The sequence below is a fragment of the Schwartzia sp. (in: firmicutes) genome, assembly GCF_978017985.1.
Map to the genome: position 1 here is coordinate 1 of NZ_CDXDFU010000202.1, position 9,429 is coordinate 9,429.

General features: G+C 44.9%; 9 protein-coding genes and 1 pseudogene. 4 read left to right on the forward strand and 6 right to left on the reverse strand.

Going from position 1 to position 9,429, the window contains the following annotated elements; translation table 11 throughout:
- Nucleotides 1-15 precede the first annotated feature (15 nt).
- From ACY69O_RS08700 to ACY69O_RS08715, 4 genes are all read right to left on the reverse strand, one after another.
- Nucleotides 16-1,719, reverse strand: coding sequence for a hybrid sensor histidine kinase/response regulator (locus ACY69O_RS08700; protein ID WP_462333075.1), 1,704 nt, complete (start codon nucleotides 1,717-1,719; stop codon nucleotides 16-18).
- Nucleotides 1,720-1,913: 194 nt separating this feature from the next.
- Nucleotides 1,914-3,032 carry a ParB/RepB/Spo0J family partition protein gene (locus ACY69O_RS08705; protein ID WP_462333076.1) on the reverse strand — a complete coding sequence of 373 codons (1,119 nt, stop codon included), beginning with the start codon at nucleotides 3,030-3,032 and terminating at the stop codon, nucleotides 1,914-1,916.
- Nucleotides 3,019-3,846, reverse strand: coding sequence for a ParA family protein (locus tag ACY69O_RS08710; protein WP_462333077.1), 828 nt, complete (start codon nucleotides 3,844-3,846; stop codon nucleotides 3,019-3,021). The genes ACY69O_RS08705 and ACY69O_RS08710 overlap by 14 nt, the downstream gene beginning before the upstream one ends.
- Nucleotides 3,847-4,115: 269 nt before the next feature.
- The gene (locus tag ACY69O_RS08715; RefSeq protein WP_462333078.1) at nucleotides 4,116-5,168 is read right to left on the reverse strand and encodes an AbrB family transcriptional regulator; all 1,053 of its coding nucleotides are present in this window, start codon (nucleotides 5,166-5,168) and stop codon (nucleotides 4,116-4,118) included.
- A 333-nt stretch (nucleotides 5,169-5,501) separates the two neighbouring features.
- Here ACY69O_RS08715 and ACY69O_RS08720 point away from each other — a divergent pair, with 333 nt between their 5' ends.
- Both ACY69O_RS08720 and ACY69O_RS08725 read left to right on the forward strand, forming a co-directional pair.
- Nucleotides 5,502-6,743 carry a sensor domain-containing diguanylate cyclase gene (locus tag ACY69O_RS08720; protein WP_462333079.1) on the forward strand — a complete coding sequence of 414 codons (1,242 nt, stop codon included), beginning with the start codon at nucleotides 5,502-5,504 and terminating at the stop codon, nucleotides 6,741-6,743.
- A 99-nt stretch (nucleotides 6,744-6,842) separates the two neighbouring features.
- Nucleotides 6,843-7,175 carry a hypothetical protein gene (locus ACY69O_RS08725; protein ID WP_462333080.1) on the forward strand — a complete coding sequence of 111 codons (333 nt, stop codon included), beginning with the start codon at nucleotides 6,843-6,845 and terminating at the stop codon, nucleotides 7,173-7,175.
- A gap of 75 nt (nucleotides 7,176-7,250) precedes the next feature.
- Here ACY69O_RS08725 and rbr read toward each other — a convergent pair whose 3' ends face one another.
- Nucleotides 7,251-7,790, reverse strand: a complete 540-nt coding sequence (gene rbr, locus ACY69O_RS08730; RefSeq protein WP_462333081.1) for a rubrerythrin — start codon at nucleotides 7,788-7,790, stop codon at nucleotides 7,251-7,253.
- A 255-nt stretch (nucleotides 7,791-8,045) separates the two neighbouring features.
- On the opposite strand from rbr, the gene ACY69O_RS08735 reads away from it, so the two are divergent.
- On the forward strand, nucleotides 8,046-8,249 hold the full coding sequence (locus ACY69O_RS08735; protein WP_462333082.1) for an ATP-binding protein: 204 nt from the start codon (nucleotides 8,046-8,048) through the stop codon (nucleotides 8,247-8,249).
- Entirely contained in the window at nucleotides 8,246-8,836 is a 591-nt protein-coding gene (locus ACY69O_RS08740; protein WP_462333083.1) for a 4Fe-4S binding protein, read from the forward strand. The genes ACY69O_RS08735 and ACY69O_RS08740 overlap by 4 nt, the downstream gene beginning before the upstream one ends.
- 58 nt (nucleotides 8,837-8,894) lie before the next feature.
- Here ACY69O_RS08740 and ACY69O_RS08745 read toward each other — a convergent pair.
- A pseudogene (locus ACY69O_RS08745) lies at nucleotides 8,895-9,429 on the reverse strand (D-serine ammonia-lyase); the annotation flags it as partial.

Genomic DNA, 9,429 nt, shown 5'->3' on the forward strand with positions numbered 1-9,429 from the left:
GGGGTATATATATATTTATTTGGTTTTCAGATGTTTTGACAGAGCTGAGTAAATCGCATTTCTTTCCATTGGTTTAAGCAAAACTCCGTTAAACCCGAGAGAGTCTATCTTTACATTTTTCTCGGAATACACATCCGCGGTCAACGCATATATAGGAATTCTGGCTGCATCTTCCCGGTCCAGTTTTCGAATAGTCTTCATGGCTTCTACTCCGTCCATGACAGGCATTTGAATATCCATGAGAATCACGTCATAAAATCCGGGTTCGGATTCATTGAATTTTGCCACGCCGTCTTTTCCATTTGCTACACTGTCAATTTCGAGGCCTATATCCTCCAGCAGCCGTTCTGCAATCATTGTATTGATTTCATTGTCTTCCACAAGAAGTACGCGGCCTGTCAGGGCTGTTTCTTTCATTTCGGAGGCGTTAGATGTTTGTTCGACAGTGTTCGCCGGGTTGTCACCCTCACCCGGCAGTATTGCTTCCCAGGTGATTGAGGTCCCCTTCCCCACTTCACTCTCGATAGAAATTGTTCCGTTCATCAGCTCTATCAGCTTGGCAACAATGGACATCCCAAGTCCCGTGCTTACTGTTGTTTTATCCCGAAGAGGATTGTCCAGCTCCTGAGAGTATGGAGTGAAAATCTTCTTCAGAAAATCCGGGCTCATTCCTATGCCGGTGTCTTTGACTGTTACACGCAGCCTTACTCTTGAATCGGGCAGCCGTTCTGCATCGTTGATGTATGTTACGGTACCGCCTGCAGGAGTATATTTTACCGCGTTGGATAAAAGATTCATTCCTATCTGGTTGAAACGCATTTTGTCAACGTAAATCGGGTCAACGGTATTTACTGACTCGATTTTGAAGGTGATTCCTTTTTTATCGCACATGGACTGAATCAAAGTGCCAAGATACTGTGAAAAATCTTTGAAAGTGTATGGCTCCGGATTAAGCTCGATATTGCCGTTTTCGATTTTAGACAGATCGAGAACATCATTTATCAGATTCAGCAGATATGTGTTTGCCGCGTGTATTTTCTGAAGCTCATCTTTGACTTTTTCCGGCTCGTTTATATCCTCCAGAGCGAAATTCGTCATGTTATTTATGATTCCAATTGGAGTTCGGATATCATGACTGAGCTTCGAAATGAATTCCAGCTTTGCGTTGCTCGCCCGCTCCATTTCCTTGAGCTGTTCCTCGGCGTGGAGAGCTTCGCATGCTTTTTCGGAGAGAATGTTTGCAGTGACTGATAAAAGCTCTGCAGCGCCCTCGATACGTTTGCGCGGAACTATGGGGATTTCCTTCGCAGCTTCTATATAACGATCTTCGGGGATACCGAGCTCTTGTGCCAGTTTCTTTATTTCTTCCATATCCGGCTGCCGGTCAAAAGCCTGACCGCCCATAATGGCTCCGACATGTTTTCCGTCAGCCATGATTGGAGCGGTGAAGTTGATGAGACCGGCATGGCATCTTGAAATAACCATCTTCTGCGAGGCAACGGCCCGTTCCACATCGCTGCGGTCACATTCCTTGCATCGTCTGCGTCCTTCTTCGGAAAGGCGAGTATAGAGACAGTAATCTGCTATGTAATTGGATTTTATTATTCTGCCGTTTCTGTCCTCAGAGACACAGCCCATGCCGGTGGCGGCAGCGAACTTTCTCTGCAGGCTCTTCAATTCGTCTATATCCAGCAGCTCTGAGAGATTTTTTGGTGTCATATTAATCAGTCCTGTCCTGTGTATAGGTTAAAACATCTTCATTCGAGTTAAAAATTATTCTCATATTTTATATTTCGTGATAGCTCTGTATTTTCCTGCATATATATCAAATTTACAAAAGAAAAGAGTCCATTTTTTAGAGATAAGTCCAATATTGGACTTATCTCTAAAAAATGGACTCTTTTGTACGAACTTTATTTGGAGAACTGTGTTTTGAGCATATCCTTTGTTTCCTGAGAAATATCTGCGTTCGCCAATGCCTTCAGAACAATTTCGCGGCATTTTTCTAAATCCTTTTTCGATACGCATATACCGAGGATTTCAGAATCCTTAGGCTTGGCAAATGAAAGCTGCATGTTGTAGGTGTGACGCTCAGGAGAGCTTTCACTGAAAATCCTGTCAATGTCTTCGTTGGTCATTCCCTCTTTGAACTGGCGCGCATAAGCAATCGTAAGACGTGCGATGTAGCCGGAGTCAATCATGTGCTGCTGCACATCCGTGGAAAGACGGCAGAGATAGTCCGTAACCGTACGACTCATGAGATGGTCGCTGAAACGGTCCGCAAGTGCGGGAAGCAGGAATTTTGCAACTCGCTGATAGAAGAATACGGAGGAGCGTTTTATGCCCCAGCGTTCCGCAATACGCTGCGTTACTTTATCATTAGCGTCACCGTAGCGGTGCTGGCGCCGTCCGATTTCTGCAAGGCGCCCTATGCAGCGTACACGGAGACGGACGGACTCTTTTGCGCGCTGGCACATGTTAGCTTCGATGATAATCTGCTGTGCCGTATCCTCTTTTATTTCGTCTTCACCGTAAATTTTTGCGGGAATCTCTTCCCATTCCTTTTTCTTGTCATCATCCGAGGCATCACGGCAGGCTTCAAATACGGAAGCGCGTGTATGCCCGGAGAGAATCATATATCGTCCGTTTGGACGTTTCCAAAGAGTGACAGGGTTCAAAAGACCATGGCAGATGATCGAATCAATCAGAAGCTCATACTGCTCCTTGTCCGGACGGCCAAAGAAGTTCCAGTCGTTTGGAGCAGGATCCAGAAGAGACAGCGGAACCTTTTTTTCGATAGAAGGCTCCGGGAAAAGATATTTGAATGCCTCGGTTGCGCCGACGTCCTCTCCCTGATACTGCGTAGGAGTTTTTTTGCTGAGTTCCTCCCTATGCTGCAGTTTGCTCTGGATGTTTTTTGACATTTTTATTGTTTCTTTTTTCTCTTCTTCAGTCATGCCTGAAAGGAAGGATTTGGAAATCCCTGTGGTTGTATCCCGTGTGTTTGGGCTGACAAGATTAAGCTTCGACACGTTCGAGCACCTCCTCAATAAGCTTTTTATAAGCCTTAGTCGCTTTTGCAACCGGATATTTCAGAGTGACAGGCTGATCGTCATTGATTGCTCCGGCAACAGCTGCAGGATTTACAGGGATTTTTGTTTTGAGGACATAGTCCTTCCAGCTGTCACGTATGAGCGGCTCAAATTCATGAAGGGTGCGCGAGCGATCGTTTGCCTGGTTAAAGAAAACTCCTGCTACACGGATATCATGCTCGCCTTCTTCGCGGATTGGGGCGAGATATTTGAAGAGAGTATTTACGCCATCGATGGAGTTTTTGTCCGGAAGCATCGGGGCAAGAACCCAATCTGTTCCCATGAAAACCGCATCGGTAAAGCTGGAGAAGGACGGAGAAGTATCAACCACGACGTAATCGTACATATCAGCTTCCTTCATAATGCGTCGGAAGACATTTGCAGCAACAACAGAATTAACGGCAAAGATTACCGTATAGACTGCCTTGTTCAGCGGTTTTCCACCGGAAAGAACATCGACATCAGGAACTACAGGGCTCTTAACGATGTAGTTTTCAAGCGGAGCATGCTTTGCGTCTGCGTTTCTGTTTACACGGTCAAGCAGGAGCTCGCCGAGGAGCCCTATATCATCTGTGGAGTCAATACCGAACTGCTGGGCGCAGTTTCCCTGCGGGTCCGTGTCAATAAGGAGGACACGCTTTCCCTTCAGGCTTAAAAGATGTGCAACAGCAGCAGCAGCGGTAGTTTTTCCAACTCCGCCTTTGTTGTTTGCTACGGTTATGACAACCGGTTTTTTCGTATCATTATTACTCATTTCGTTCACCTCTGCCTTTCATTCTAGTTTATTGTACCTATAAAAACAAGAAAAATCCAATAGAAAAACAAAAATCCAACAAAAGAACTAGAGTCCAGCGCTTGGACTAATTTCCACAAAATGGACAATTTAGAGATTTATGCAATCAACTAAAAACTTTTAGAAGTTAGTAAAGGCAGAGATGAATTAAAGCATAAAAAAGCCGTGACAAAATTCCATAGAATTTGTCACGGCACCAACTGCGGGGATTAGTAAAAAAACTGTACAAATCAGGCTTCACGCTTTTTGACCGGATGAATATGCCTGACGATATATTTGGCAATAAGCGGAAAAATGAGCATGATAAAAAGAAGGCGGGTTAACTGGTAGGCAGTCATGGTGGCTGTATCGGCATGTACCACCAGAGCAACAATGCCCATTTCAGCGAGTCCTCCGGGAGCTGTGCTGAGGAACATGGTAACAAGGTTTGCCCCCGTTACGTGCGACAGGAAGATTGCCATACAGCCCGAGGCAATGAGGACCATTATGACACCTAGAAGCAAAGTAAGTCCCATGCCGTTGTATTCACGAATTTTTCTGAGGTCTATGCTAGAACCGATATAAGCACCTACGAATACCTGAGCTGTATTGAGAAATGCAGTAGGGACCACAGGCGCGCTGCTTCCTGTAATAACGAGAAATGTCGCAGTGCTGAGAATAGGGCCGAGCAGCGACGCGGTAGGAAGATGTATCAGTTTTCCGATGAATGCCCCTGAAATTGCGACTGCAGCGAAAGTCAGTATGACAGTGATATCAGACACATAATGGATTGCAGAAGCTGTCACGGCATCACCTGCGGGGAGAACGTGAATAGCAAGAAAAGGAATTGTGAAAACGACCGACAGCATACGAAGTGTCTGCATGATGGTAACGGCGGTAAGATCTGCATCAGGAATTTCATCCGCAAGGATTACCATCTGGGAAAGTCCTCCCGGAACGCAGCCTAAAAGGCAGCTTGTAAAATTTATCTTTGTGTACCGAAACATCAGCCATGCGGCAAATAGACCGGCAATTATTGTAACAAAAGTAGCGAGAAGCATGAGAGGGAGATGTGTCAGAATCACATTTCCTGCTTCTGCCGTAAAAGGACGTCCCATACCATATCCAAGAAGAATTAAGGCGGCGTTGCGTATCTTTAACGACCAAAGGAATTTTCTTTTCAATATATATGAAGTTGCAGATACGAAAAGAATCGGGCCAAGCGTCCACGGCAGAGGCGCATGTATAAGGGACAATAAAAATCCGCCCGACACTGCCAGCGCAAGTGTATAAACGAGCTGCATAAAATCACTCCATCTGTAGGATAAGAGCATTTTAGAGGAATCAGATTAAAATTGCAAGTGAGTCAAGTGAAAAGAATGTAAACGTGAAAACATAAAAAAGAGGACTTTTAATCATTATGTAGAAATATGTTAATAGCGAATTTAAAATTCGATGAAGCGAAAATGATTCACGTATGAGATTTTTGAACTTGGATAAAGGTGTTTTATATGAACAGAACTGGAATACGCTATAAAAGAATATTGCTGTTTTCATTAATTGTGGCGTTGATTACGGGGGCTCTGATTTATTTTCTGAATGATTCTATTCGTGAAACGCGAAAAGATATTGTTCGGATGAGAATACAGAATGTGGCAGATTATCAGATTTTAAATGTCATGAGGATGTATGAGAATTACACAGCCTCATGGGGGCACCTTATTCGCCAGAACAACGGTGAGATACAGAATTTTTCAGAGCTTGCGCAGAAAATGTACAGCGAGTGGGACAACCCGGCTATTATAAGTATCCGCCTTGCCCCCAACGGAATAGTACAATCATATGTCTACCCCAAGGAAGAAGATGTGTATGTCAATCTTTTTGAAACAGCTGATAGAAAAAAGGTGGCAAATTATGCGAAAATGACCGGAGAAATGACTGTGTCCGGCCCTATAAAAATATACCCCCGTGATGAAGAAGAAATCATCATCCGCAACCCGATATATCTGAATAAAGGAACTGAGACAAGAGGGGAGTTTTGGGGATTTTCTATTCTGATTCTTGATCATCAGCAAATGCTCAAATATACGGAGCTTTACTCTCCGAATATTCTTTATGACTATAAGGTTCAGCATACCATAGATATAAGCGGAGAATCGCATCTTATAACTGAATCCGGACCGGAACCACTTGATGCCCCTGTAGCCTACGAGTTCCCTGTTGCTGATACGACATGGATGATACAGGCAACATGGCACGGCGGTTGGATTACAAAGGAAGAACAGAAGCTGGAGCTGTTAGTATGGCTTGCGACTGTTTTGATTTCCACGCTGATTTATTTGTTTACGGAACGTCACCGCCGGCTTATGGTGGTATCCTATACAGACGCGCTGACACAGGTCATGAACCGCAGTGCTTTGCGTGTCGCGTTTGACGGTATCTACAAAAAAGGGAAGCGCATCAATGTTATGTTGTTTGACGTGGATTTCTTCAAGCAGATAAATGATGGGTACGGGCATGCAGCCGGTGACTACGTATTGAAACAGGTGGGAGAACAGCTATCGAAGATTTTCAGGCAGGAACTTTGTTACCGCTATGGCGGAGACGAGTTTTTGGTAATTGATGAATCTGATGCAAAGACAATGCAGGATAAAATCGTTCGGCTGCGGTGGGCTCTTGACCGTATAAAGTATGAAGACAAGGAACTTCATATCACTATAAGCGGAGGGTGCGTATCCGGAGTTGCTGACAGCAAGGACCATTTGCGTGACATGCTTCACGCTGCGGACAAAAAACTGTATGAGGCAAAGCGTTCAGGGAAAAATTCAGTGCAGTACGGGGTAATGGAATATATCCCTGATGAAGAACAGATCGACTAAAATAGGGAATAATTTTCATGCAAGCTTCAGAGAGCAAACGGATAATTAGTCCCGTATAGAGGAAATCTTTCAAATCGCAAATAAAGAGGAGTGGTCTGTATGCTGGAGGTAATCGGCGCAATTGTCGTAGCTGTGCTTGTCGCGGCGCTTGCTGTCACGGGTATTGCGGTCGGGACACTTGCAGGTATTGCGGTCGTTCTCGTCGTTATAGGTATTGTGTGTACGCTGTTTGGCATTGCCATTATTTTTGTGGTTAAGGTGGCGGCAGCAATTCTCATTGCGGCGGTATTGCAAAAGCTGCTGTATACCTGCCTGAAAAGAATAGGAGAATCCTTCAGGATACCGGCATTGCGCGATTCCGGAACAGTAGGGAAAATTACCTTTATTCTATCGTGGGCATCAGCCGTGTATCTCTGCTTTGTAAAATGCTAATGAAAAAACTCCGGTAATTCCTGTATGGTAGGAATCACCGGAGTTTTTTATGGTATTTCGCAAGCGTGAAAGCGCTTAATAGTTGTCAGCGTGGATTTCGAAATAGCTCTGCGGATGTGCGCAGACAGGGCAAATCTGCGGAGCTTTTGTTCCAACAATGATATGTCCGCAGTTGCGGCACTCCCATACCTTGACTTCGCTCTTTTCGAAGACCTGTTTCGTCTCGACGTTCTTCAAAAGTGCACGATAGCGCTCTTCATGAGTTTTTTCGATAGCAGCGACCATGCGGAATTTTGCAGCCAGCTCTTTGAAGCCTTCAGCTTCAGCTGTTTTTGCAAAGCCATCATACATATCCGTCCACTCGTAGTTCTCGCCGTCTGCAGCGTCCTTGAGGTTGGAAGCTGTATCGTTGATGCCATCGAGCTCTTTGAACCACATTTTTGCGTGTTCTTTTTCGTTATCAGCAGTTTTCTGGAAGAGTGCTGCAATCTGCTCAAAGCCTTCCTTCTTTGCTTTTGAAGCAAAGTAGGTATACTTGTTGCGTGCCTGACTCTCGCCGGCAAAAGCTGCCTGAAGGTTTTTCTCTGTCTGCGTTCCTGCGTACTTGTTGGCCATAATTTTTACCTCCTACAATATATAAATAAAATAAATTGAGTTTATGCAATTTGATTGATTAAGAATATTATAACAATTTTAAGATTAAAATACAATATGAAAAAAATGATAAAAGCCTTACACGCAAGTGCTTTGTAACGCAGTCACAGTAATATAATTCCTGTTCTGTCATAATCTAGAGTGAAATAACCATTGAACAACACGCTGTGTCATTCTGACGATGGCCAATGGGATAGAAAAGAGAGGAAGGATTTTATGGTTAAGGTTAAGCGGCGCCGCGCGGTAATAAACCGTGATATATGCGTGGCATGCGGCAGCTGCGAGGACGTGTGTCCCAAGGGAGCAGCGAGAGTAATACGCGGAAGCTATGCTGAAGCTGATGCATCGCTGTGTATAGGCTGCGGACGCTGTGAGATGGTCTGTCCTGCCGGAGCAATAACTATGGAGGTGGCAGAATGAAGCCTATACAGCCGATTAAGAAGCACTGGTATCATTATCTTTGGATATGGTCTGTGTTTTATTTTGCTATGGGATTTTTCAATATTCTTTTCGCATGGCTGGGACTTATCAGCTTCTGCCTGCCGTTTATCTTTGCTTTCGGATATGGAACCAAGGACTTTTGCAACCGCTACTGTGACATAGGGCAGCTGCTGCGTGTGCTTGGAGAGCAGGTCGGCCTTTCAAAGGGTGTACTTATGCCGTCGTGGCTAAGGAGTTCATGGTTCAGATATGGTTTTCTTGCATTTTTTATGACCATGTTCGGGCAGATGCTTTATACGACGTATCTTGTGGCATCAGGAATAAAAGAGCTTTCTGAGACGGTTACGCTTTTCTGGAGTATACGGGTGCCCTGGGAATGGGCGTATACGGCAGGCAGCGTGGAGCCGTGGCAGGCACAGTTCGCGTTCGGGCTTTACAGTCTTATGCTGACTTCGGCAATAATAGGCATTGTGCTGATGCTTCTTTACAAGCCACGGTCATGGTGTGCTGTGTGTCCTATGGGGACTATGACACAGATGATTTGTAAGTTACGGAACAAAGAATAAGAAAGATTAAAAGGGCTTTAGAATAGTCCAATTATTGGACTATTCTAAAGCCCTTTACTTATTTGTTCAGATATTCTTTCCACACTTCTTCGGGGACGAGCTTTCCCCCTGTAGCCCAGCATATCTGGGCTGCGTTATTCAGCTTATCATTGTCTATGGAGTGAGCGGCAAGATAGGATAAGCCTGTTTCGTCCGCGGTGAGTGAAATCGGGCCGATAAATGCGGCGCAGCTTGAAGGCTCGATGCGGACATTTTCAGTATCAATCAGCATTCGCATAAAGGGATACAGCTTTTCGTCCTGTATCGTGAAATCACCTGAAAGAAGGTTTCGGTCTATTCGGGTGACGAAACCCGACGGACTTGCACAGGCAAGACCGTCAGCCTCTGAAATGCCATGTATATCAAAATCTGCGACATTTGCTTTTTCATATAAATCTGAAGCCATTCCGATAAGCACGGAGGGGAAGAGGACAGGCTCACAGAAGAATACGTGAACATTATCCTTGAAAATACGTTTCAGCCCATAGAGTATACCTCCCGGCGCACCGCCTACCCCGCAGGGGATATATACAATCAGAGGGTGCTGCCCGTCA

Bases quoted from the DNA above. Each gene is read 5' to 3' on its own strand.
- ACY69O_RS08725 (WP_462333080.1), top strand. From the start codon at position 6,843: ATGCTGGAGGTAATCGGCGCAATTGTCGTAGCTGTGCTTGTCGCGGCG.
- ACY69O_RS08700 (WP_462333075.1), bottom strand. From the start codon at position 1,719: ATGACACCAAAAAATCTCTCAGAGCTGCTGGATATAGACGAATTGAAG.
- ACY69O_RS08740 (WP_462333083.1), top strand. From the start codon at position 8,246: ATGAAGCCTATACAGCCGATTAAGAAGCACTGGTATCATTATCTTTGG.
- ACY69O_RS08715 (WP_462333078.1), bottom strand. From the start codon at position 5,168: ATGCAGCTCGTTTATACACTTGCGCTGGCAGTGTCGGGCGGATTTTTA.
- ACY69O_RS08710 (WP_462333077.1), bottom strand. From the start codon at position 3,846: ATGAGTAATAATGATACGAAAAAACCGGTTGTCATAACCGTAGCAAAC.
- ACY69O_RS08720 (WP_462333079.1), top strand. From the start codon at position 5,502: ATGAGAATACAGAATGTGGCAGATTATCAGATTTTAAATGTCATGAGG.
- ACY69O_RS08735 (WP_462333082.1), top strand. From the start codon at position 8,046: ATGGTTAAGGTTAAGCGGCGCCGCGCGGTAATAAACCGTGATATATGC.
- rbr (WP_462333081.1), bottom strand. From the start codon at position 7,790: ATGGCCAACAAGTACGCAGGAACGCAGACAGAGAAAAACCTTCAGGCA.